This window comes from Pseudotabrizicola sp., from assembly GCF_030684215.1.
GTDB lineage: Bacteria > Pseudomonadota > Alphaproteobacteria > Rhodobacterales > Rhodobacteraceae > Pseudotabrizicola.
Genome location: NZ_JAUXOV010000065.1, coordinates 146035 through 169014, shown reverse-complemented (window position 1 = coordinate 169014; position 22980 = coordinate 146035). Strand labels below are relative to the sequence as shown.

At 61.7% G+C, this 22980-nt stretch carries 19 protein-coding genes; 11 read left to right on the top strand and 8 right to left on the bottom strand.

The features are described from left to right. A partial coding sequence (locus Q8K08_RS13650) for a GTP-binding protein (RefSeq protein WP_305249296.1) occupies positions 1–141 on the bottom strand: 141 nt, incomplete at its 3' end. A 121-nt stretch (positions 142–262) separates the two neighbouring features. Then, entirely contained in the window at positions 263–868 is a 606-nt protein-coding gene (locus tag Q8K08_RS13645; protein ID WP_304797103.1) for a hypothetical protein, read from the bottom strand. Positions 869–987: 119 nt separating this feature from the next. Between Q8K08_RS13645 and Q8K08_RS13640 the strand changes: the two genes are divergently transcribed. After that, positions 988–2358 (top strand): cytochrome P450, encoded by a 1371-nt coding sequence (locus Q8K08_RS13640; protein WP_304797105.1) that lies wholly within the window; start codon positions 988–990, stop codon positions 2356–2358. A 63-nt stretch (positions 2359–2421) separates the two neighbouring features. On the opposite strand, the gene Q8K08_RS13635 is transcribed toward Q8K08_RS13640, so the two are convergent. The 3 genes from Q8K08_RS13635 to Q8K08_RS13625 form a co-directional block, all read right to left on the bottom strand. Beyond that, positions 2422–3132 carry a tellurite resistance TerB family protein gene (locus tag Q8K08_RS13635; RefSeq protein ID WP_304797106.1) on the bottom strand — a complete coding sequence of 237 codons (711 nt, stop codon included), beginning with the start codon at positions 3130–3132 and terminating at the stop codon, positions 2422–2424. A 79-nt stretch (positions 3133–3211) separates the two neighbouring features. Continuing rightward, positions 3212–6802 carry a hydantoinase B/oxoprolinase family protein gene (locus tag Q8K08_RS13630; protein WP_305250388.1) on the bottom strand — a complete coding sequence of 1197 codons (3591 nt, stop codon included), beginning with the start codon at positions 6800–6802 and terminating at the stop codon, positions 3212–3214. 80 nt (positions 6803–6882) lie between these two features. Further along, on the bottom strand, positions 6883–7251 hold the full coding sequence (locus Q8K08_RS13625; protein ID WP_304797109.1) for a diacylglycerol kinase: 369 nt from the start codon (positions 7249–7251) through the stop codon (positions 6883–6885). Between the two features lie 252 nt (positions 7252–7503). On the opposite strand from Q8K08_RS13625, the gene Q8K08_RS13620 reads away from it, so the two are divergent. Together Q8K08_RS13620 and Q8K08_RS13615 are read left to right on the top strand one after the other, a co-directional pair. After that, complete coding sequence (locus Q8K08_RS13620; protein ID WP_305250387.1) at positions 7504–8646, top strand: efflux RND transporter periplasmic adaptor subunit; 1143 nt, start codon at positions 7504–7506, stop codon at positions 8644–8646. Between the two features lie 3 nt (positions 8647–8649). After that, a complete protein-coding gene (locus Q8K08_RS13615; protein ID WP_305250386.1) occupies positions 8650–11760 on the top strand; it encodes an efflux RND transporter permease subunit in 3111 nt (1036 codons plus the stop codon). 3 nt (positions 11761–11763) lie between these two features. Here Q8K08_RS13615 and Q8K08_RS13610 read toward each other — a convergent pair whose 3' ends face one another. Next, positions 11764–12366, bottom strand: coding sequence for a TetR/AcrR family transcriptional regulator (locus Q8K08_RS13610; protein ID WP_305250385.1), 603 nt, complete (start codon positions 12364–12366; stop codon positions 11764–11766). A gap of 102 nt (positions 12367–12468) precedes the next feature. Here Q8K08_RS13610 and Q8K08_RS13605 point away from each other — a divergent pair, with 102 nt between their 5' ends. Together Q8K08_RS13605 and Q8K08_RS13600 are read left to right on the top strand one after the other, a co-directional pair. Beyond that, positions 12469–12936: a (2Fe-2S)-binding protein gene (locus Q8K08_RS13605; protein WP_304802445.1), complete on the top strand. Its 468-nt coding sequence runs from the start codon at positions 12469–12471 to the stop codon at positions 12934–12936. 2 nt (positions 12937–12938) lie between these two features. Continuing rightward, the gene (locus Q8K08_RS13600) at positions 12939–15161 is read left to right on the top strand and encodes a xanthine dehydrogenase family protein molybdopterin-binding subunit (RefSeq protein WP_305250384.1); all 2223 of its coding nucleotides are present in this window, start codon (positions 12939–12941) and stop codon (positions 15159–15161) included. On the opposite strand, the gene Q8K08_RS13595 is transcribed toward Q8K08_RS13600, so the two are convergent. Both Q8K08_RS13595 and Q8K08_RS13590 read right to left on the bottom strand, forming a co-directional pair. After that, positions 15113–15985: a cyclopropane-fatty-acyl-phospholipid synthase family protein gene (locus Q8K08_RS13595; RefSeq protein ID WP_305250383.1), complete on the bottom strand. Its 873-nt coding sequence runs from the start codon at positions 15983–15985 to the stop codon at positions 15113–15115. The two genes, Q8K08_RS13600 and Q8K08_RS13595, sit on opposite strands and share 49 nt — an antisense overlap. Positions 15986–16071: 86 nt before the next feature. Continuing rightward, positions 16072–16833, bottom strand: coding sequence for a DeoR/GlpR family DNA-binding transcription regulator (locus Q8K08_RS13590; protein WP_304802439.1), 762 nt, complete (start codon positions 16831–16833; stop codon positions 16072–16074). 212 nt (positions 16834–17045) lie between these two features. On the opposite strand from Q8K08_RS13590, the gene glpD reads away from it, so the two are divergent. Genes glpD through Q8K08_RS13560 form a run of 6 tightly spaced genes read left to right on the top strand, consistent with a single transcriptional unit; the run spans position 17046 to position 22972 of the window. Then, positions 17046–18683, top strand: a complete 1638-nt coding sequence (gene glpD / locus Q8K08_RS13585) for a glycerol-3-phosphate dehydrogenase (protein ID WP_370870549.1) — start codon at positions 17046–17048, stop codon at positions 18681–18683. A 10-nt stretch (positions 18684–18693) separates the two neighbouring features. After that, positions 18694–19794 carry an ABC transporter ATP-binding protein gene (locus Q8K08_RS13580; RefSeq protein WP_305250382.1) on the top strand — a complete coding sequence of 367 codons (1101 nt, stop codon included), beginning with the start codon at positions 18694–18696 and terminating at the stop codon, positions 19792–19794. A 1-nt stretch (position 19795) separates the two neighbouring features. Then, positions 19796–20872 carry an ABC transporter ATP-binding protein gene (locus Q8K08_RS13575; RefSeq protein WP_305250381.1) on the top strand — a complete coding sequence of 359 codons (1077 nt, stop codon included), beginning with the start codon at positions 19796–19798 and terminating at the stop codon, positions 20870–20872. Further along, on the top strand, positions 20872–21744 hold the full coding sequence (locus tag Q8K08_RS13570) for a carbohydrate ABC transporter permease (RefSeq protein ID WP_304803900.1): 873 nt from the start codon (positions 20872–20874) through the stop codon (positions 21742–21744). The genes Q8K08_RS13575 and Q8K08_RS13570 overlap by 1 nt, the downstream gene beginning before the upstream one ends. Next, the gene (locus Q8K08_RS13565; RefSeq protein WP_304803903.1) at positions 21744–22547 is read left to right on the top strand and encodes a carbohydrate ABC transporter permease; all 804 of its coding nucleotides are present in this window, start codon (positions 21744–21746) and stop codon (positions 22545–22547) included. The genes Q8K08_RS13570 and Q8K08_RS13565 overlap by 1 nt, the downstream gene beginning before the upstream one ends. Continuing rightward, complete coding sequence (locus tag Q8K08_RS13560) at positions 22547–22972, top strand: DUF2160 domain-containing protein (protein WP_304803905.1); 426 nt, start codon at positions 22547–22549, stop codon at positions 22970–22972. The genes Q8K08_RS13565 and Q8K08_RS13560 overlap by 1 nt, the downstream gene beginning before the upstream one ends. The last annotated feature ends 8 nt before the right edge of the window (positions 22973–22980 follow it).

Here is a 22980-nt window from a genome sequence, read left to right as displayed (position 1 = left end):
ACCGTCAATCTGGTCATAGGCTTTGAAATCGCCGAAATACTTCGTAATCGCCGCCGTCAGCGTCGTCTTGCCGTGGTCAACGTGGCCAATCGTGCCAATGTTGACGTGCGGTTTGTTCCGTTCAAACTTTGCCTTTGCCATTCGCCAGCGCCCTTGAATTCGGGGGGCCCACGCAAGATGCGGTCAGGGCCCCGTGCTACACGGGCGGCGAAGTAAGCTGTTCACGGAGGAAAATCAAGCCTCTGTCGGCAGTTCCCGCAGGTCAGGGTGTCGATGCTGATGCAGGGCCTGAAACAACGGTCGGTGCATCCGCTGGCGTTGGCACTGATTTAGCGGGCAGACCGAACCACTCGGGGTTTTGCAAGAGCCACTCTTCAACCCGCTTCACCGCATTATACGACAGCGCATCCATCTGTTGTTGCTTGGTCCGGGTGATTCCGGTTCCGATCACCGTCTCGCCCGACAGGCTCTCAAACACGGTGATCTGCTTGCCCTCTTCATTAAGCTTCTTGCCGGCGGCATCATCCCAGACATTGGCCGTGACCACCAGAATCGATTTGGGTGCCGCCACAACCGGTATCCCCGGAGGTGCCAATGCATAGCCGTCAACCGAGATGCCGATGTTGTAAAGCTTGGTCCCCTGATAGCGACCAAAGCGCGCATCAACCGCCTTTTTCATCGCAGCTTCCCATTCATCGCCCGACGCGTTGCGTGAGATCGGCACCTTCTGGGTCTTGTCTGTCACCACAATATTCAAGCCCAGAGCAAAATCGCCCAAAGGCACAGGCGGTTCGGCCAGATCGTTCGTGGCACAGCCAAGCAATAGGGTCAAAGACAGGCCGAAACCAATCAGACGGGCGCGGGTCATGGGCAGCTTCCTTACAGAGGTTGACTCGAGATAGCCCGTGGCGAGAGGTCGCGCAAGGCGCGCGCTACAGGTGACAGAGGCGCAAATCCGCCTATATCTGTCACAACGCCGGAGACAGCATGACGGAACAGCGCCCCCTTGCCCCAAAACCAGAGCCTGTGAAGGTTCCCCTATCCACAAAGCCCTTGGGGATCTTTGGGTCATTGGCCGCCGGACGTCGCAACATTCTGGAACTGATCCCACAGATCGCCACCCATGCGCCGATTTTGTCCGGGCGGACCGGCAAACGTTGGCATATGGTGATGGATCCCGACGCGCTGCGCCGCATCTTGCGTGAAAACGTTGAGAATTACCCCAAGTCAGTGGTCACAAAGCTGATCCTTGAACCGGCCATAGGTGACAGCCTGTTCGTGGCCGAGGGGCAGAACTGGCTGTGGCAAAGGCGCACGGCTGCGCCGGTGTTCTCTCATCGCAATGTGGCCGCACTTGCACCGGTGATGACCGCCGCCGCTGCACGCGCATCGGCGCGCATCGCGACTGGGTCGGGCCGTGCGATCAACTGTTTTGACGAAATGGTGACCGCCACCTTCGAGGTGATCTCAGATGTCACTTTCTCTGATGGCGAAGGCTTTGACCGTGCATCGGTGCATCGCGCCATTGAAGATTACATGGCCCAGACCGCCCGCGTCTCCTTGCTTGATATCATCGGTGCGCCAGCCTGGGTGCCACGGCCAGGGCGTTTGCTGTCGGGTGCGGCCATGCGGCAAATGAAGCAGGTGGCCGACGGGTCGATCAAACGTCGCCGGGCCGAGGGCAACAAAGGGGTGCCAGATTTACTCGACCTGTTGCTCGCGGGCGAGGACCCGAAAACCGGCCGCAAAATGACAACGCCGGAACTGCGCGACAACCTGCTGACCTTTATCGTCGCCGGGCATGAGACGACAGCGCTGACCCTTGCGTGGGCGCTGTATCTGTGCGCCTTCGATCCCAAAATTCAGGCTGCGGCGCGGGCAGAGGCGCAGGCCGCTCTGGGCAACCGCGCGGCAACGGCAGACGACATCGCGGCCCTGCACCTGATCCGCCGAATCGTGGATGAAACGCTGCGTCTTTATCCTCCGGCGGCGTTTTTGTCGCGTACGGCTCAGGCCAAAGACAGCCTGTGTGGCCGCGACGTTTTGCCGGGCGACACAGTGATCCTGCCGATCTATGCGCTGCACCGCCACCACGCGCTTTGGGACCAGCCTGACAGCTTCAACCCCGACCGCTTTGCCGAACCAAAGCTGGTTGACCGCTACGCCTATCTGCCGTTCGGCGATGGCCCACGCATCTGCATCGGGGCCAATTTCGCGCTGCAAGAGGCTGTGATCATCCTCGCCACCCTGCTCGCCCGCTTCCGGTTTGACCTTGTGCCGGGAAAGGCCCCAAAACCCGTCATGATCCTGACCTTGCGCCCTGAAGGCGGGGTCTGGCTGGCCATAACACCCGCCTGACCGCCTATTGCTGCTTGCAAAATACTCCGGGGGTCGGGGGGCAGCGCCCCCCGGTGCTGGCCCCTAGACCAACGCCACCTTGGCGTGCAAATGCGCCACCAAGCCGGGATCCAGCTTCAACCTGGCCGCCAGCATCGCCAGATAGCCCTTTTCCGCCGCGCCGTCACTGTCCACCGCCAACAACGACGCAGCATAGATTTCAGCGGCCTCGGCCTCGTTGCGGGCCAAAGCCGCGATCCGGCCGGGATCCAGCGGCGCATCCAGTTCAGCAGCGATCAGGGCAGATGCCTCTGCCTCCAGCCCAAGCGCGCTGAGTTGCCCGTCGATCCGTGCCCGCTCATCGGCCGTCACATGACCGTCGGCCTTTGCTGCGGCCACCATCGCCTGCAACAACCGCGCCGACAGGTCGTTAGCCTGCGCTGGATCTGTTGGCAAAAAAGCGGTGCCTTGGGGTTGCGGCAGCGTCAATGGGCCCGGCTCTGCGGTTATCGCCTTGCCCGCCTGCCAATCCTGAAAGGCTTGGTAGGCCAGCCCACCGATCAGCGCGGCCCCACCGACCTTGGCGCCCGTGCCCAGTATTTTGCGGCCGCCCTTGGTCATCAAAATGCCCATCAAACCGCCCGCGATGGCGCCTTTACCCAAAGCGGACTGACCACCCCACATCTCTTTCGCCTTCTGGCCAAGGCCGTCAGCCCCCTGCGCACCGATTTTGCCGCCAGTGACCTGATTTACCTGACCTATTACGGAATCGAGCAAGGATTTCGCGTTAAACATTCGGATACTCCATCTGAAACGGGTTTCCATGCAGATGGGGCGTGCAGGCGTGTTTCACAACGCCTGCACCTGACGAAAATCAATCTGAACCCCAGCCGCCGCCACCGGGTGTCAACATCTCGAACACCGCGCCCTCGGGCAGGTTCCGCTCATCATTGCCCTTCAGCGTCTCGATCCGGCCATCCGGCCAGATCACCCGGTTTTCTCCTACCGCGCCCGGCATGCCGCCCGCCGTACCAAAGGGCGCAACCTCACGGCTGCCGCACAGTGTGGTCACCGTCACCGCGTCCAGAAACCGCATCCGACGGAGGGCACCATTGCCACCGGCCCACGCCCCCGCCCCGCCAGAGCCGTGCCGGATACCAAACGCCTCCAGCCGCACCGGAAAGCGCTTTTCCAAAATTTCCGGATCAGTCATCCTTGTGTTGGTCATATGGCTTTGCACCGCATCACAACCCGCAAACCCTGGCCCGGCCCCGGTGCCGCCCGCGATGGTTTCATAGTTCTGAAACCGCGCATTGCCCCAGACAAAGTTGTTCATCGTGCCTTGCGAACAGGCCATCACCCCCAACGCACCATAAAGCGCGTTGCACGCCGCTTGGCTTACCTCTGTATTGCCCGCAATCACCGCTGCGGGCGCTTTCGGGTTCAGTATTGACCCTTCCGGCAAAAGGATCTTCAGCGGACGCAAGCAGCCCTCGTTCAGCGGAATGGCTTTGCCTACCAATGTGCGGAACACATACAAAACCACCGCCCGCGCCACCGCCGCAGGGGCGTTGTAATTGCCGCTGTGCTGCGCGCTGGTGCCGGTGAAATCCACCACAGCGCTGCGTGCCGCACGGTCCACCCGCACGGCGACCTTGATCGTGGTGCCGATATCCATCGGATAGGCAAAGGCCCCATCCTCCAGCCGGTCGATCACGGCGCGGACACATTCCTCGGCATTGTTCTGGACGTGGCCCATATAGGCCGCCACAACTTCGACTCCATAGGCCGCAATCACCCGCAATAATTCGCGCCGCCCAGTTTCATTGGCAGCAATCTGCGCCTTCAGATCGGCCATGTTCTGATCAACCGACCGTGCCGGATAGCGCGCCGAGGCCAGCAGCGCGCGGGTTTCGGCCTCACGCAGTTGCCCCTGCTCGACCAGTGCAAACAGGTCGATCAGCACGCCCTCCTCATCAATGTGGCGGCTGTCGGGCGGCGAAGACCCCGGCGTGCGCCCGCCGATGTCGGCATGGTGCCCGCGTGAGCCAAGCCAGAACGCAGGCGCGCCGCCCACAAAAACCGGGGTGATCACCGTAACATCCGGCAGATGGGTGCCGCCGTTGTAGGGGCTGTTCAGCATCCAGGCATCGCCTTCGCGTGCGGTGCCTTTGGTAGCTGCAATCACCACCTTGACCGCATGCGACATGCTGCCCAGATGCACCGGCACATGTGGGGCATTGGCGACCAGATCTCCCTGCGCATCAAAAATCGCACAGGAAAAATCAAGCCGTTCCTTGATGTTGACCGACCATGCTGTATTGGCCAGCGTCGCCCCCATCTGGTCAGCCACCGACATGAACAGGTTGTTGAACACCTCCAGCAGCACCGGGTCTGCGTGGGTGCCGACTGCGTGGCCTCGCGCAATCGGCGTGGTACGTTCAAGGATCAGGTTGGCACTTTCATCGACCAGCACCTGCCAGCCCGGTTCCACGACCACCGTGCCTGTGGCTTCGCGGATGATGGCGGGACCGGAAATCGTTGCGCCCTGTGGTAACGTCTCGCGGTCGAACAGCGGAACCTCGGCCCAGGTTTCCAGCCAGAGCCGCTGCTGGGTCAGCGGACGTGCCACCTCCTTCGGGGCCATCGTGCGGGGCAATGTGGCCCCGTCGCCAATCGCTTCAACTGCCAGCATCTCGAACAAAAGCGCACGCTCAGGCGAGGTAAAGCCAAAGCGCGCCTGATGCGCCGCCTCGAATGCCGCCTGCATGGTGGCGGCATCCCCAAACGCCACATCAAGCGGTTGGTGCGAGCCGTCGTAGCGCAGATGCGCGCGGGCCAGCAGACGTGGCGCCGTGGCACCTTGCGCTGCGACCTCAGCACGGGCAAGCGCGGTGATCTCGTCCAGCTTTGCCCGTGCCTCGGCAATTGCCGTCAGCGGTGCATCAAACTGCACCTCATGCAGCGCGCGAATCTCGGCCAGACCCATGCCAAACGCCGACAGCACCCCGGCAAAGGGGTGAAGGAAAATCCGCGTCATGCCCAGTGCGTCGGCCACACCGCAGGCATGCTGCCCCCCTGCCCCGCCAAAACATTGAAGCGTGTAGCCGGTCACATCATGCCCGCGCTGGACCGATATTTTCTTGATCGCATTGGCCATGTTGTCGATGGCGATGCGCAAGAACCCAGTCGCAAGCTCTTGTGGTGTCATCTGCGGCTGGCGCGTTGCGGTGGCGATTTCCTCGATGATCCTATCGCAGCGCGCCTGCGTGGCCGCCGCATCCAGCGGGGCGGTGCCATCCGGGCCGAAGACTGCGGGGAAATGCGCAGGCGACAGGCGGCCCAGCACCACATTGCAATCGGTGATCGTCAGCGGCCCGCCCCGACCATATGCGGCAGGACCGGGGTTTGCGCCCGCACTTTCCGGCCCGACCTGCAAGCGCCCATCGCGAAACGTGCAGACCGACCCGCCACCCGCTGCAACCGTGTGAATATCCATCATCGGCGCGCGCATCCGCACCCCGGCCACCTCGGTCTCAAAGCTGCGCTCATACACCCCGGCGTAATGGCTAACGTCGGTCGAGGTGCCGCCCATGTCAAACCCGATCAGCCGGTCAAATCCAGCAGCCTGAGCGGTCTGCACCATTCCAACAATACCGCCTGCCGGGCCGGACAAGATCGCATCCTTGCCCATAAAGCGATGCGCCTCGGTCAACCCGCCCGAAGATTGCATGAACAAAAGCCGCCGCGTGGCGCGGCCCATGTCCAGTGCGCCTTCTACCCGCGCCACATAGCGCCGCAGGATCGGGGACAGATAGGCATCCACCACCGTGGTATCCCCGCGCGAGACAAGCTTGGCCAAGCGGCTGACCTGATGCGACAGGCTGATCTGGGTAAAGCCTTCCTCGGCTGCGATCTCGCCCACCCGCGCCTCGTGTGCGGGGTTCAGATAGCCATGCATCAGGGCAATCGCCACCGCCCGAATACCGGTGGCATGCGCCTTGCGCAGTTCCGCCCGCACCGCCGGCTCTTCCAGTGGCGCAATCTCGGCGCCGTCGGCATCCAGTCGCCCCGGCACTTCAGCCACCACCTCGTGCAGCAGTTCAGGACGTTGAATATGCAGCGCAAAAAGGTCTGGCCGCGCCTGCGTCCCTATGCGCAGCAAGTCGGAGAAACCTTGGGTGATCAGCAACAGTACCCTTTCGCCCTTGCGCTCCAGCAAGGCGTTGGTGGCAACAGTGGTGCCCATCTTCACAGCCGCAATCGCGCCTTTGGGAATGGGAGCGCCTTGGGGCAGATCAAGACAGTCACGAATGCCCTGCACGGCCGCGTCGGCATAGCGTTCGGGGTTTTCCGACAGCAACTTGCGGGTCACAAGCCCACCATCCGGGCGACGTGCCACCACATCGGTAAACGTGCCGCCCCGGTCGATCCAGAATTCCCACACACCCATAGCGGCCCCCATTATCTGCTCCCCTTTGGGTGCGATATGGGGCCGAGCGTGTCAACCAAAGGAAAGGATTGCGGGCGAAGGTGTGGCCTCGGTCAGTTGGCCACCGCTTGCCAAACGATCAGCCCCACATACGCAGCGTTGGCCAGGATCATCAGCCCCACCGCAAGCGACCCCAGATCCTTGGCTTGCTTTGCCATCTCCGACCAGCCGGGCGAAATATGGTCCACCAGAAGCTCTAGAGCGGTATTCAGCGCCTCAAACGCCAACAGCGCTGCAAACAGCACCACAAACCCCAGCCATTGCACCGAATTTGCGCCCACCCAAAGCAGCAGCAGCACGGCCATTGCCCCGCCCGCCAGTTCAAGCCGGGCGGCCGTCTCGGCCATCAGCCTCCGAAACCCGGCCAGCGAATAGCAGGTGGCGTCAATCATGTGCCACAGACCCTTACGTGCCGGTTTCATGGTCTGTGCATCCTTGCCCCATAGTGTCGCCACAAGCTTTGCGTGCGCGGGGCGGCTTGTCCAGCCCGCCGCTGGCACGTCACGCGCGCCATAAGCGCCCTTAAATCAGGCAGTCGGTGGTCACAATCCGGTTGTAACGCTTCCCCTTTCCCGCACGGGGCCTATCATTTGCTTTCAAAGTCATGTGTCATGCCCATTGTGCCGCATCAGATCCAAAGCCTTTGTCGCAGAAAAAAAGGGACCATAGTCCGCATGAAACTTGTGCCGCAACTTGTGGCAATCGCCCTGATTGTCGCAATAGCCACACCTCTTGCCGCGCGCTTTGTGCCCGGAACCCACCCTTGGCTTGACCGGGTCGGGCTGCTCGCCCCGCTTTCCGCGGTCGGCGTTGTGCCCGTCAGCACAGCAGAGGCAAGCGGAACCGCACCTCGCGGAGGCCAAAGGCAAGGCGCAGGCGTGCAGGTTATCGCGTCCGAGGCTGAACGCCGTGTGCTGAGCAATATCATCGACGCCATCGGCTCTGCCCGCGGAGCACAATCTGTGGCCTTGTCTTTTGGCGTGACGGGCAGGGTCACGGCCCTGCGCACCGCACCGGGCCAGCAAGTCGCCGCAGGGGAAGTGCTGGCAGAACTGGATGCGGAAAACGCCCGCCTGTCGGTGGAACGCGCGCGGCTGATGCTGGCGGATGCACAGCAGACCATTGACCGTCTGGCGCAGCTTGCGGGGTCTGGCACCACCACCAGCCTGCAACGGCAGGACGCCGAACTGGCGCTGCGCACTGCAGAACTGGGCCTGCAATCGGCTGAACGCGATCTGGCAGATCACAGCCTGACTGCTCCTGTTGCGGGTTATGTCGGGCTGATTGAACCACAGATCGGCGATCTGGTCACACCCAGCACCACAATCACCCGGATCGAGGATCGGTCAAACCTGATCGTTGATTTCCGGGTGCCGGAACGCATTGCGGCACAGGTGGCCCCCGGTGCCATCGTAGTGGCCACCCCAATCTCTAACCCCGGTCACGCGATCGAGGGCCGGGTGAGCGCCGTCGACAACCGCGTTGATGAGGCCAGCCGCACACTGCGGGTTCAGGCCAGCATCGCCAATCCTGATGACCGCCTGCGCGCTGGAATGGCCTTTCGCATCACACTGGAATTCACCGGGGCCGAAGTGCCTGCCGTCAGCCCCCTGGCCATTCAATGGGGGGCCGATGGTGCGTTTGTCTGGGTGGTCCGCACGGCAAAAGCCACACGTCTGCCGATCCGCATTTTGCAACGCAACGCCGATGCCGTCCTGATCGACGCCGAATTGCAACCGGGTGATCTGGTGGTGACCGAAGGCGTGCAAGCGCTGCGACCGGGAGCCGAAGTCTCGCTCGCGCCGCCAAGGAGCTAAGCCATGCAAGACCGACAGGCCGCCGCCACTTTGGGCCAAAGCACCGCCCTGTTCGTACGCCGCCCGATCCTTTCCTTTGTACTGAACGCGTTGATCGTGATTGGCGGACTGGCGGGCCTTTTGGGGGCCGATGTGCGCGAACTGCCGGCAGTGGACCGGCCCGTTGTGTCGATCAGCACCAGCTATTCCGGGGCCACGCCCGAAACGATTGACCGCGAAGTGACAGCGGTGATCGAGGGCGCAGCGGGGCGCGTGGCGGGGGTGAAATCCATCTCGTCCTCATCACGCTTTGGGTCCAGCCGGGTGACGGTGGAATTCAACGACAGCGTTGATCTGGACGTCGCCGCCACCGATCTGCGTGACGCGGTGGCGCGGCAGGTCAACAGCCTGCCCGACGGGGCCGACGCGCCGCGCGTGGTGAAATCCGACGCCGATGCCGATGCCATCCTGCGTGTGGCTGTCACCTCATCACGTCGCAGTGCGGATGAGTTGACCACGCTGGTCAACGATCTGGCGGAATCGCGGCTGCTGGCCGCGCCCGGTGTGGCCGATCTGCAAATCTTTGGTGCGCGCGAATTGTCGTTCCGCGTCGATGTTGACCTGATGCAACTGGCCGCGCGGGGGCTTACTCTTGCCAATCTGCGCTCCGTTCTGGGCAATGCCGCCTTTGATTCCCCCGCAGGCGCGCTCAGTTCCGAAAGCCAGAGCCTTCTGGTGCGCACCACCGCCGCCATCCGCACCGCCGAACAGATCGAGGCCTTGACGATTGCGAACAATGTGCGACTGGGGGATGTGGCAAGCGTTACGCTGGGGCCGGAACCGGGCGCATCCATCCTGCGGGCCAATGGTGAAACCGGTATTGGCATCGGCATCATCCGGCAGGCCAACGGCAATTCACTGGCGATATCGCAAGCGGTGCGGCAGGTGGTCGATGATCTGCAACCGCTATTGCCCTCTGACGTGCGGATGTTTGTCACATCAGACAGCGCCGATTTCATCCAGGGCGCGATCAATGAAGTCGTGCTGGCACTGGGTCTTTCGGTGCTGATCGTGACAGCGGTGATATTCGTGTTTCTGCGCGATCCACGTGCCACGCTGATCCCGATTATCGCCATGCCCGTCGCGCTGATCGGCACGGTTGCCGCCATCTGGCTGGTCGGGTTTTCGGTCAATATCATCACCCTTCTGGCGCTTGTGCTGGCCACCGGGCTGGTGGTTGATGATGCCATCGTGGTCTTGGAAAACATCGTGCGCCGCCGATCCGAAGGCATGGGCGCCCGCGCCGCCGCCGTGCTTGGCACGCAGCAGGTGTTTTTTGCCGTGCTGGCCACCACCACCACGCTGGCCGCCGTTTTTGTCCCACTGTCATTCCTGCCGGGCCAAACCGGTGGCTTGTTTCGCGAATTCGGCTTTTCGCTGGCCATCGCCGTGCTGCTGTCATCCGTCACCGCGCTAAGCCTGTGCCCGGTGCTGGCCGCAAAACTGCTGCGCCCGCACAGGGAAGAAAGCGGCGTCATGGCCCAGCTTGGCATCCGTCTGTCCAATCTTTACGCCCGCCTGCTGCGCCTGTGCCTTGCCGCCCCGCTGATTGCGGTCATCTTTGCTGTGCTGTTTGCCGCACTGGCGGTCGCGATCTTTCCGACCTTGCGCCAAGAGCTGACCCCTGCCGAAGACCGCGCCGTGATCTTGTTGTCGGTGCAGGCCCCGCAAGGCGTGTCGCTGGACTATACCGATGCAAGAATGCGCGAGATTGAGGCGCTGGTTGACCCCTTGCGCGCCACGGGCGAGGTCAACAGCGTCTTTGCCATCGCGGGCATGGGCGGGCAGGACAGTCGCGGATTTATCGTCATCACGCTGGCCGATTGGGCCGACCGTGTCCGCACCCAGCAAGAGATTGCCGCCGAAATCAACGGCAAGCTGCGTAGCATCATCGGTGTGCGCGCCTTTGCGATCCAGCCCAATTCGCTGGGGATACGGGGGGCAGGTCAGGGCCTGTCTTTTGCGCTGGTCGGCGATAATTACGACGATCTGGCCGACACCGCCCGCGCGCTGGTCGACAAGATGGAAGCCGACCCGCGCTTTGGGCAAGTGCGCCTTGGCTATGACACCACCCAGCCGCAACTGTTTGTCGAAATCGACCGCGCCCGCGCCGAAGACCTTGGCGTGCAGATTTCCGGCATGGGTGAGGCGCTTCAGGCCGTGCTGGATGGCCGCACTGTCGGCACGCTGTTTCTGGACGACAACAGTTTTGACATCCGCCTTGTCTCCAACGCCGAACCGGTCAACGACCCCGGCGATCTGGAGCGTATCTTTGTGCCATCAGGCGATGGGCTGATGGTGCCGATTTCTACCTTTGTCACCCTGACCGAGCGCGCCGTCGCCCCCGATCTGGCCCGCGAAGCGCAGATGCGATCAGTATCCATCACCGCGGGCCTTACGCCAGACCTGGCACTGGGGGAGGCTCTGTCCAGCGTGCAGGGTCTTGCAAGCGATCTATTGAGCGACAATACCCGCATCGTGCCGTTGGCCGAGGCGGCAACCCTTGGCGAGACCTCTGCCGGGTTGATCATCACCTTTGGCATCGCCCTGCTGGTGGTGTTTCTGGTGTTGTCGGCTCAGTTTGAAAGCTTTGTCTCGGCCATCATCGTCATGGCCACTGTGCCCTTGGGCCTTGCCTGCGCGGTCTTTGCGCTGCTGCTGACCGGGGGCAGCCTGAACGTCTATAGCCAGATTGGTCTGGTGCTTCTGGTGGGCATCATGGCCAAGAACGGGATTCTGATCGTCGAATTTGCTGATCAACTGCGCGAAAAGGGCGCATCGGTGCGCGAGGCTATTGAACAAGCCGCCGTCACCCGCCTGCGTGCAGTACTGATGACGATGGTGGCCACCGTTCTGGGCGGGCTGCCGCTGTTGCTGGCCAGTGGCGCGGGGGCTGAGGCGCGGTCGGTTCTGGGGGCGATCATCGTGGGTGGGCTGGGTCTGGCCACGCTGGCCACGCTGTTCATAACCCCGGTGGCCTATCTGTTGCTGGCGGGGTTCTCCCGGTCACGTGCGGCAGAGACCGAACTGCTGACCGCCGAGCTGGAACAGGCCATCCGCCACCCGGCGCAATAGCATTTACCCGGCAATCGCCCGCGCAAACAGCCGCGCCAGCTGGCGCTGGCCTTCCCGGTAGCCGTTCAGCGTCTGGCCGGGAAATTTCAGCCCCATGGCCGACACAATGATCGTACGCGCAACCGCCTCGGGCGGCCCGATGCCATCCGCCATCGGCAGCGCAACCAGCCAGCGCGTCAGTATGCTGATCTTGCGCGCCTCGGCCTGATCGGCAAGGTCGCGCGTCAGGTTCATGCCTGCGTCCAGCAGTTCCGACCCGTGCGGCGTGCCCAGCACCACATCCATGAACTTGCCATCCTTGGCGACAAACGCCGCGATCAGCGCTTGTTCCGGCGTCTGGCCGGGGGCCATCAGCGCCGTCTCCATCGCGACCATCGCCTCACTGAAATAGCGATCGGCCAAGGTGCGAAACACGTCTTCCTTGTTACGGTAATGAAGGTACAGCGCCGAGCGTGACAGCCCAACCCCGCGCGCAATGTCATCCATCGTGGTACGGCGATAGCCATAAGTGGCAAAGGCGTGAAAAGCGGCGTCAAGGATCATGTCCTGACGATCAGCCCCCCGGCCAGCCCCTTGTAGGGGCAGTTCTTGCTCATCTGCGCTCATGACACTGATCTGACGAAAATTCCGATTGCTGTCAATTGACATTATGACATTTGGCGCTCATTTTGTCATAACGCCAAGCCGCACCGTCTCAAGGAGTCTGCCATGCCCACAACCCTGACCGTAAACGGGGCCAGTGCCACCGTCGATCTGCCGGGCGATACCCCGCTGTTGTGGGCCTTGCGCGACGGGCTGAACCTGACGGGCACCAAATATGGCTGCGGCGTTGCGGCCTGCGGGGCCTGCACCGTCATGGTGGATGGCACGGCGCTACGGTCGTGCCAGACCACTTTGGCCGATGTGGCAGGCGCTTCGGTCATGACGATCGAAGGCCTGGGCAGCCCTGCCGCCCTTCATGCGGTGCAAGCCGCTTGGATCGAACATCAGGTTGCACAATGTGGTTACTGCCAGTCTGGCCAGATCATGCAGGCCGCCAGTCTGCTGGCCGAAAACCCCAGCCCCACACCGCAGGACATTGACGACGCCATGGATGGCAATCTGTGCCGCTGTGGCACTTATCCCCGCATCCGCGCCGCCGTGCAGGATGCCGCCAACCGCCTGCGCGAGGTCTGAACATGAGCCGTCTGGGAACCATAGCCCGCCGCACCTTCCTGATCGGGTCCGCCGCCATTCTGGGCGGGGTCGCCTTTGGCACTTATGCCTACCGCAAGCCACACCCCAACCCGATCGCGGGCGCAGGCATTGGCGCGATCACCCCCTATGTGCTAATCGACCCGCAGGGTGTCACCATCATCACCCCACGCGCCGAGATGGGCCAAGGCATCCAATCCACTCTTGCCGCCCTTGTGGCCGAGGAGTTGGACCTGCCATGGAATCAGGTCCGCGTCATGCACGGCCCGCCTGCTGCCGCCTATTACAATCGCGGGATGCTGGAAGAAGGCGTGCCTTTTGCGCCGACCGATGAAAGCTGGCTTGCAGAAACCGCACGCCATGCCATGGCGATCCCAGCCAAGTTTCTGGCCCTGCAAATCACTGGTGGCTCTACCTCCACCCCCGACGCTTATGAAAAAATGCGCGCCGCCGGCGCTGTGGCCCGCGTGGCCCTGATACAGGCCGCCGCCCGTCGTCTGGGCGTCTCTGCCGATACGCTCCGCACCGAAGCGGGCGCGGTGATTGCTGCCGATGGCACCCGCATCCCCTATACCGATCTGGCGGTTGAGGCTGCCGAAAGCGACCTGCCCGCCGTGCCGCCGCTGAAAGCCCGTGCCGATTGGACTCTGCTCGGCACTTCTTTGCCGCGCATCGACATGGTGGAGAAATCCACCGGAACCGCCGTATTCGCGGGCGATATCCGCCTGCCCGGCATGCGCTTTGCCACGGTCAAGATGAACCCTGCCATCGGCGCCGCGATGAACAGCTATGACGCCAGCGCGGCCCTGCAACTGCCGGGGGTAGAGCAGGTGATCGACCTTGGCCACGGCGTCGCCGTCGTCGCCAACTCCACCTGGGCCGCGATTCAAGGCGCAAACGCAGTCATCTTCGATTGGGCAGCCGCCAGCTATCCCGCCACCACAGCCGAAATGCGTGCCCAGATCGGCGCCGCCTTTACCGCCGATACGCTCAACGCCACGCCGCGCAACGAGGGCGATGTTACAAAGTCCAGCGGCCAGACGTGGGAGGCCGAATATCACGTCCCCACCCTGACCCATGCCACCATGGAACCGATGCAGGCCACCGCCCATCTGCACGATGGCATGCTTGACATCTGGGTCGGCACCCAGGCCCCCGGCTTTGCCCGCGCCGCCGCCGCCCGCGCCGCGGGCATCCCCGAAGAAAATGTTACCCTGCACACCACCCTCATGGGCGGCGGTTTTGGCCGCCGGACGGAAGTGGATGCTACCGTTTACGCCGCACAGGTTGCCGCCGCGATCCCCGGCACGCCCGTCGTGGTCACTTGGTCGCGCGAAGAAGACATGGCGCATGGCATGTTCCGCCCAATGGCCACCGCCCGCATCAAGGGCAGCGTCATCGATGGCACGGTGGAAAGCCTTGATCTGGCGATTTGCGCGCCATCCATCATGGAAACCTTTGCCGAACGCTTCGGCGTGCCGCTGGCCGGCCCCGACAGCACCCTTTCACAGGGCGCGTGGGAACAGCCCTACGGCTTTGCCAATTACCGCGTCACCACCCACCGCGCGCCACGCACCGTGCCACATGGTTTCTGGCGGTCGGTCGGCGCGTCGCATAACGGCTTTTTCCACGAAAGCGCTGTGGACGAGCTGGCGCATCTCGCGGGCGTTGATCCGCTGGAATTCCGTCTGCGTCAGATCACGCATGAACCTTCCCGCAAGGTGCTGGAAGCAGTGGCAGAGATGTCCTCATGGGGCACCCCCCGCCTCAACCGTGCCTTGGGCGTCGCCTTCTGCCTGTCCTTTGGCGTGCCAACCGCCGAGGTGATCGAGGTTGAGGACACACCCGATGGCATCCGCCTGACCGCGGCTTGGGCGGCGGTGGATGTGGGCACAGCACTAGACCCGCGCAACATCGAAGCGCAAGTCTCGGGCGCGATGGTGTTTGGCCTGTCCGCTGCGATTAACGGCCAGATCACCTTTGCTGGCGGCCATGTGGAACAGCAAAACTATTGGGATTATGCGCCCTTGCGCCTGCACCAATGTCCGGAAATTCAGGTGCGGATTCTGGAAAGCGGCGGCAAAATAAGGGGCATTGGCGAGCCGGGAACTCCCCCCGCCGCCCCCGCACTGGCCAATGCGCTGTTTGCGTTGACCGGTCAGCGCGCCCGCGAACTTCCGCTTGATGCGGCCTTCAGCTTTGCCTGACTGGCCGTGGTTTTGGTCGTAGCCGGTTTGACAGCGGGGGGTTTGCGCAGCAAGATCCGACGCGCCTTGGGGGGTGCTGCCAGATCTTCAACCGCGCCAAGCCCCTCAAGGTCAACCATTTGGGCATCTGCCGTCGCAGCCCGAAGATCCAGCATGATCTTACCCCCCGGTGCCACGCCGTCGCGGAAGTAGGCGGCATAACTGCTGGCAGGATAGTGGAATCCGCAAGACAAAAAACTTACCGCCAGATCTACCGGAGCGGCAGCGGTCAGATCCTCGCGCTCGGGGTTCAGCGTTTCAATGCGCTTGGCCGCGACACCATTCGACTCCAGCAAACGGCGTGCAATCGACAGGTTGGAATAGGCTGCACCTTCAACTGCGTAACCGAAATGGCGGCGGGTGTTCTGTTCAATGTCGATCAGCAGAACCGACGCCTTGCTGTCGCGCGCCAGGAACAGATCGAAAAAACCGTAACCACAGCCAATATCGGCCACACGCTTGGCCGGATTGGCCAACAGGATCGGTGCAAGGGCGCGGTATTCGGCATAGATCACGCCCGCGGCACGTCTGGCGATCGTCTCGCCATAGGTTTGCACACAGTCCCTGATCGGCGCCTCATCCCCCCCATTCCACGCACGAATGATCCGGCCCGAGCGAGGCAGGTCAAACAGCACTTCGGATCGCTGCAAGATAAGGTTCAAAAGATCTTCCGCCGAGAACATCGATATATCGAGGCTGCGGATAAGCTCTGACTCTGCCTCTTGCGCGATGTCGATGTTCTGTGGCTCTGGCAGTGGCGGCACGGCGTCATAAAGAAGGGGCATCACTCAAGCACTCCTAAAAACCATTCCGGTCAGGATAGCTTTTGGCCATGCGGACGCAATGTGCATTTTCGCGCCTAGCCCACGTTTTATCCAGCCACCACAACCCGTGTGCCCCAACCCTCGCAGGCGCTCATCAGACTGTCTGGCAGTGCCTGATCGGTGATCACCGCGTCCAGTTCTGACAGACTGGCTATGCGGGCCGGAGCGGACTGGCCCAGCTTGGTATGGTCCGTCACCAGAAAGGACTGCCGCGCCTGCCGGATGATCGCGCGACTTACCCGCACTTCGGCCAGATCAAAGTCCAGCAGATCGCCGTCCCGATCCAAAGCCGAGGTGCCGATAATTGCAAAATCCACCTTGAATTGCTCAATGAATTGAGTGGTCAACTCGCCCACCAATCCGCCATCGGTCCGACGCAGCGCGCCGCCCGCCACCATGATCTCACAGCTTGCATTGGCAACCAGAATATTGGCCACATTCATATTGTTGGTCACCACCGTAATATTTCGATGATGCACCAATTCCCGCGCCACTGCCTCAGTCGTGGTGCCAAGGTTCAGGATCATCGACGAATTGTCCGGGATCATTGCCGCGCAAGCCCGCGCGATGGCAGTCTTGGCCGCTTCGTTCATCCGACGCCGCGCTTCATAGCCTATGTTGGTAACTCCGGTGCGAGGCACAGCGCCACCATGCACCCGGTCCAGATGCCCTGCATCGGCAAGTTCAGTAAGATCACGGCGGATCGTCTGAAGCGTCACGTCAAACCGCTGCGCCAGATCTTCAACCACGACGCGGCCTTCTTGCCGTGCGATTTCCAGAATACCTGTTTGCCGAAAATTCAATGCCACGATGTTTGCCCCTTCGTTCTCTTCTTCTGGCACAGGTTGCCGGGGCTTGTCACCGCCCCAAAAATCACGCCGCATGTGCATTCGTTTTTCTGCGATTGCAGCATATCCCAGGGTCAAACCTATAATTTCCCCGCATGCTACTGCTTAAATGTTCGTTTCAAATAAAAGCGCGCATAAACGAAAAATTTTGATTGACGCATGCCGACACCGTGATGCAGGGTCTGCACCGTGGAGGGGCAACCTTTCCAAGGGGGGATAAAAACGTGACAGATGCCCAGCGGCCCGACGTGGCCGACCTGTTCATCATTGGCGGTGGCATCAATGGCTGCGGCATAGCGCGCGACGCGGCGGGCCGTGGCCTGTCGGTCATTCTGGCCGAACAGGGCGATCTGGCGCAAGCTACGTCATCGTCCTCGACCAAGCTGTTCCATGGTGGTCTGCGCTATCTGGAATATTTCGAATTCCGTCTGGTGCGCGAGGCGCTGGAGGAACGCGAAACCCTGCTTGCCGCCATGCCGCACATCTCATGGCCGATGCGATTTGTGCTGCCCTATCACCGCGACATGCGGTTTGAGAGTGCAACACCGACCAGCCGTCTTTTGGGTCTGTTCATGCCATGGATGAAAGGCCGTCGTCCGGCGTGGCTGATCCGTCTGGGCCTGTTTCTTTACGACACTTTGGGCGGCCGCAAGGTTCTGCCCGCAACCCGGACGCTCGACCTGACGCGTGATCCGGCAGGGCGACCGCTGAACCCGAAATTTGCCCGCGCTTACGAGTATTCCGATTGCTGGATCGAAGACTCCCGCCTCGTTGTGCTGAACGCCCGCGATGCACAGGCGCGCGGCGCACAGATCATGGTCGGAACCCCGGTCATCAGCGCGACCCGCATGGGCGACCACTGGGAAATCACCACCGATGGGATCCATGGCCGCGTCACGCACCGCGCCCGCGTGCTGGTAAATGCAGGCGGCCCGTGGGTTGAGGACATCATCCGCAACGTCGCCCGCATCAATTCGACCGAAGGCGTCCGGCTGGTGCGCGGCAGCCATATCGTGACCCGCAAACTGTATGACCACGACCGATGCTATTTCTTTCAGGGCACCGATGGCCGCATCATCTTTGCCATTCCGTATGAGCAGGATTTCACCCTGATCGGCACCACCGACAAAGACCACCAGGGCGCGCCGAAAGATGCCGTCTGCACCGATGAAGAACGCGACTACCTGCTTGATTTCGCGTCGAAATACTTTGCCAAGCCTGTAACCCGTGATGATGTGGTCTGGACCTATTCCGGCGTGCGACCGCTGTATAATGATGGTGCAAAATCTGCCACGGCCGCCACGCGCGACTATGTCCTCAGCCTTGACCAAACCGGTGCGCCGCTTCTGAACGTGTTTGGCGGCAAGATCACCACCTACCGCCGTCTGGCCGAATCCGCACTGGAGAAAATCGCGCCGTTTTTCCCCGGTACCAAGGGGAAATGGACAGCGCGCCAGCCGCTTCCCGGTGGCAATTTCCCGATTGACGGCGTGGCCGATCTGACGGCGCGACTGCACGCCGCACACCCATATCTGTCAGATTACCACGCTGCCCGGCTGATCCGCGCTTATGGCACAGAGGCGACGCTGGTTCTGGGCGACGCCAAATCGCTGGCCGATCTGGGCCGGGATTTCGGCGCCACCCTGACAGAGGCCGAAATTCACTGGCTGATGACCCATGAATACGCCCGCCACGCCATCGATATCGTCTGGCGGCGCACCAAGCTGGGTCTGCGCCTGACCACCGATCAGATCGCCGCGATTGAACAGTTTATGACCACGCCACGGGCTGTCAGCCCGGCGGCGGAATAAGGGAACTCTGATGGCTTTGGAATTGCAAAATGTGTCACGGTCGGTCGAGGGGCGGGTTCATATCCACCCCACGACCCTGACATTGCAAAAAGGCACGATGAACGTGCTGCTCGGCCCCACCTTGTCGGGCAAAACCTCTCTTATGCGGCTGATGGCGGGGCTTGATGCGCCAACAACCGGGCGCATTCTTTGGGACGGCACGGATGTGACGGGCATGCGCGTGCAGGATCGCAAGGTCGCGATGGTCTATCAGCAGTTCATCAACTATCCCGGTATGACAGTTTACGACAACATCGCCTCGCCGTTGCGGATCATGGGGCGTGATGCGGCCTCGATCGACAAAGCCGTGCGCGAAACCGCGGAAATGATGCGCCTGACGCCGATGCTGCAACGCCGTCCGCTCGAATTGTCGGGCGGCCAGCAACAACGCTGCGCCCTTGCGCGGGCCTTGGTCAAAGGCGCGGGGCTGGTGCTGCTGGATGAGCCGCTGGCGAACCTTGATTACAAACTGCGCGAGGAATTGCGCATCGAAATTCCCCGAATCTTTGAAGCATCGGGCGCGATTTTCGTCTATGCCACCACCGAGCCCGAAGAAGCCCTGCTTTTGGGCGGCAGCACCGCCGCCCTGCACGAAGGCCGCGTCACCCAGTTCGGTCCCACGCCACAGGTCTACCGCCAGCCTGCCGACATGACCACCGCACGCGTCTTTTCAGACCCACCGATGAACTTCCTGCCTTGCGTCAAAACCTTTGCCAAGCTTGCGCTGGGCGAGGTGACAACCCCGGCAAGCGGCGCCTTTGCAAGCCTTCCCGATGGCACCTATACCGCAGGCTTTCGCGCCAACCATTTGTCCCTGCACCAGCAATCACCCGACGCTGTGCCGTTCAGTTGCATGCTTGGCGTGACCGAGATCACCGGATCAGAGACGTTTTTGCACCTGTATCACGGTGCCGACAAATGGGTCGGCCTTGTGCATGGCGTGCAGAATCTGGCCGACGGGGCCGAGGTTACGGTCTGGCTTGACCCGGCGCATGTCTATCTGTTCGACGCCTCTGGCCGTCTTGCCGCCGCTGCCGCCTATGCGCAGTCAGACTTGAAGGGGGCCGCGTAACATGGCACAGATCACGCTGAAAAATCTTGCGCACAGCTATTATCCGAACGCGTCCAAGGACGAAGATTTCGCACTCAAGGAAATGGATCACGTCTGGCAAGACGGCGGCGCCTATGCGTTGCTTGGGTCATCCGGGTGCGGCAAGACCACACTTTTGAATATCATCTCCGGCCTGTTGCGCCCCAGTCAGGGCCGTGTGCTGTTTGGCGACCGTGACGTGACCGATGCCGCCACGGCAGAGCGTAACATCGCGCAGGTGTTCCAGTTTCCCGTTGTCTACGACACCATGTCGGTGCGCGATAACCTTGCCTTTCCGCTGCGCAATCGCGGGATGGACCCGAAATACATCGCCGAGCGCGTGCAAGCCATCGCCCAGATGATCGGGATGGAGGATCGCCTGTCGCGCAAGGCCCAAGGGCTGACGGCGGATGCCAAGCAAAAGATCAGCCTTGGCCGGGGTATGGTGCGCGAAGACGTGAATGCCATTCTGTTTGACGAACCGCTGACGGTGATCGACCCCCATATGAAGTGGGAATTGCGCACGCAGTTGAAAAAGCTGCACCGCGACTTTGGCCACACCATGATTTATGTGACCCATGACCAGACCGAGGCACTGACCTTCGCCGACAAGGTGGTGGTGATGTATGATGGCCGCGTGGTCCAGATGGGCACCCCGGAAGAGCTGTTTGAGACCCCGGCGCACACTTTCGTCGGCTATTTCATCGGCTCGCCCGGCATGAATCTGCTTGATGCAAAGATCGACGGAAACCGCGCCCATCTGCAAGGGGCGTCGGTCAGTTTGGGTGCGGCGTATGGGCCAATCAATGGCCGCACCCAGATCGGCATTCGCCCCGAATATGCGGCGCTCACCCGTGGTGACGGCCTGCCCGTCAGCATCCGCCGCGTCGAAGATGTGGGCCGCCACCGCCTGATCCGGGCCGAGGTGATGGGCCAGCCGTTCAGCATCGTCGCCCCCGAGGGCATGGAGATCTGCGCAGACTTGACCCACGTGGCCTTTGTCCCGCAGAAAATCAACGTCTACGCCGATGACTGGCGCGTAAAAGAGGGGGCGGTCTGATGATCAAGACCCAGAACAACAAGGCTTGGTTCCTTGTTCTGCCAGTGCTGGTGGTGGTGGCGTTTTCAGCCGTGCTGCCGCTGATGACGGTGGTGAACTACGCCATGAATGACACCTTCGGCAACAACCAGTTTTTCTGGGTCGGGCTGGAGTGGTTTGAGGAAATGGTGACCTCCTCGCGCCTGCACGCAGCCCTTGGCCGCCAAGTGATGTTCTCGGCCATCATCCTTGCTATAGAGGTGCCCTTGGGCATCTACATCGCCCTAAACATGCCAAAATCCGGGTTCTGGGCCTCGTTTTGTCTGGTGCTGATGTCGCTGCCGCTGCTGATCCCGTTCAACGTGGTCGGCACCATCTGGCAGATCTTTGGCCGGGTCGATATCGGCCTGTTGGGTCACACGGCGGCGGCACTTGGGTTTGACTACAACTACACCAACGACCCGTTTGACGCCTGGGTTACCGTAATCGTCATGGATGTCTGGCACTGGACCTCGCTTGTGGCGCTGCTGGCCTATGCCGGGCTGCAATCTATCCCGCAGGCGTATTATCAGGCCGCCAAAATTGACCAGGCCAGCCGCTGGGCCGTGTTCCGCTACATCGAGTTGCCAAAGATGCAGGGCGTGCTGCTGATCGCCATCCTTCTGCGCTTCATGGACAGCTTCATGATCTACACCGAACCCTTTGTGGTTACGGGCGGCGGACCGGGCAACTCGACCACCTTCCTGTCGATCGACCTTGTGAAAATGGCCATCGGCCAGTTCGACCTTGGCCCCGCAGCGGCGTTCAGCCTGATGTATTTCCTCGTCATCCTTCTTGTGTCGTGGGTGTTCTTCACCGTGATGACCAACCTAGACCGGCAGGAGTCCAAGTGATGCGCATCAAACCTTCTGCCTTTGTGATGGGCCTTTATCTTCTGTTCCTGCTGCTGCCGATCTACTGGCTGGTGAACATGAGCCTGAAGACCAACACTGAAATCCTTTCGTCCTTCACCCTGTTCCCGCAGAACCTTACGTTCCGCAATTATGTGGTCATCCTGACCGACCCAAGCTGGTACATGGGCTACGTCAACTCGATCATTTACGTCACAATGAACGTGGTGATCTCGCTTGCCGTCGCCCTGCCCGCCGCCTACGCGTTCAGCCGCTACAGCTTTATGGGCGACAAGCACCTGTTCTTCTGGCTGCTGACCAACCGCATGGCCCCGCCTGCCGTCTTCGCCCTGCCGTTCTTTCAGCTTTATTCATCCGTTGGCCTTTTCGACACCCATATCGCCGTGGCGCTGGCGCATTGCCTGTTCAACGTGCCGCTTGCGGTCTGGATCCTTGAAGGGTTCATGCGCGGCGTGCCCAAAGAGATTGATGAGACCGCCTACATCGACGGCTACTCCTTCCCCAAATTCTTCGTGAAAATCTTCATGCCTCTGATCGCCAGCGGCATCGGTGTGGCTGCGTTTTTCTGCTTCATGTTTTCATGGGTCGAACTGCTGCTCTCGCGCACCCTTACATCGGTCAACGCCAAACCCATCGCCGCCACCATGACCCGCACCGTCTCGGCCTCTGGCATGGATTGGGGCGTGCTGGCCGCCGCCGGGGTGCTGACGATCGTGCCCGGCGCATTGGTGATCTACTTTGTCCGCAACTACATCGCCAAGGGCTTTGCCCTGGGAAGGGTGTGATGACCAACTCCACCACAAACACCCCAAAGCGCGCCAACTGGACCGTGATCAGCCTGTCGGCTGCTGCCCTGATGGCCGCAATCCTGATCGGCCTGCTGCTGGCAGCCCCGCAAAAAGACGGTGCGATTGCGTGGTTTGCCCCGATGATCCCCGGTGGCTGGATGGCTTGGACCCTGCCAGTTGCGCTGTTCTTCTGGACCATCGCGTGCCTACTGATCACCTTTACCCTGCTGGCGATCCGGTTCCCTGAAACCCCGCGTGTCGGCATCCTGCGGATCGAGACGACGCGCGGCGACCGGTTGTTCATTTCCCTTCTCGGCTCGGCCTTTGTTTGCCTTGGCTGGCTGTTTTTCTTTGGCGCCCCGCTCTGGGGGGGCCTGATCCTCTGCCTTGTCTATGCCGCGGCGGTGTTCCGCTGGGTTTAGACAGGTCG